The sequence below is a fragment of the Kitasatospora sp. NPDC093558 genome (genome assembly GCF_040683475.1).
Taxonomy (GTDB): domain Bacteria; phylum Actinomycetota; class Actinomycetes; order Streptomycetales; family Streptomycetaceae; genus Kitasatospora.
In genome coordinates, this window is record NZ_JBFBDY010001380.1 from 1 (window position 1) to 1074 (window position 1074).

General features: G+C 76.0%; 2 protein-coding genes. Both read right to left on the reverse strand.

Annotated features, from left to right (window positions below):
* Nucleotides 1–915 (reverse strand): hypothetical protein (locus AB0O00_RS41155; RefSeq protein WP_363659765.1); only part of this gene is annotated, 915 nt, incomplete at its 3' end.
* The coding region (locus AB0O00_RS41160) for a helix-turn-helix domain-containing protein (protein ID WP_363659766.1) at nucleotides 912–1074 on the reverse strand (163 nt) is incomplete at its 5' end. The genes AB0O00_RS41155 and AB0O00_RS41160, both read right to left, overlap by 4 nt.

The window sequence follows — 1074 nt, forward strand, 5'->3', positions numbered from 1 at the left end:
CCCCAGGGTGTCGAGCAGGAAGGCCAGACGCACGTCGTAGCCGGTGGACAGCGGCGTGCGGGCCAGCAGGTCCCATAGCTGCGCGCTGTCGGCGCCGACGACCGTCGGCGGCGGGGCGGGCGCACCGGGCGCGGCGGCGGGGGCTTCGGCGGCGCCGGCGACGGTCTGGCGGACGTCCGGCAGGTAGCGGGCGAGGGTGGCCTTCACCGGGACGGCCTCCGGTGCGCTCTGCCACCCGTTCAGGGTGGTGACCGGCCACAGGCCGTAGGGCTGGGCGCCGATCCGCAGCGGTGGCCAGGGGCCTTGCGGGCGCAGCCACTGTGCGGCCCAGCCGTCGAGGTGGGCCGCCGGGTGTCCGTCCGGGCCGGGGATCTTCCAGATGTGGCGCAGGGTGTGGCCGAACAGGGCCGGGCAGAGCAGGGTCAGCAGGTCGTCGTGTGGCCAGGTGCCCGGGGTGTCGGTGCCCGGAACGCGGCCCAGCCGGTGGGGGTCGCCGGTGAGGGCGAGGGAGAGGCCGACGTCCTCGCCGCTGCGGGGGTGTTCGGCCAGTGCGCTCCACACCCGTGGGTCGGCGGCGAGGTCGGCGGCGGGGGCGCCGGCCACGGTGTGGACCGGGGTGCCGGTGGCGGCGAGGCCCAACTGGCCTGCGGCGAGGTGGCGTTCGAAGAGTTCGGCGGCCGGGGTGACGCCGAGGCCGGTGACGTACAGGCAGCCGATCGACTCGGGGGCGATGCCGTGGGCGGTGAGGTCGACGGTGAAGGTGAGGCCGGCCGCGGCGAGGGTGTCCCAGGTCAGCCAGCTGCCGTCGGCCTTGGGTTCGAGGTCGAGGGCCTGGACGGTGCTGTCGGCGAGCGGGACGGGCGCGGACGTTCCGGTGTCGGCGTGGAGGGTGATGAGACTCGCACGGCGGCTCACAGGCCGGCCTGCTCCAGGCGCCGGGTGTCGAGGGCCGCGAGGGCGGCGCTGAGCTTGATGCGGTCGCCGTGCTCGGCCGGGTTCAGGCCGGTCAGGGCGGCGATCCGGCGGATCCGGTAGTCGACGGTGTTCGGGTGGACGTGCTGCTGCGCCGCGACC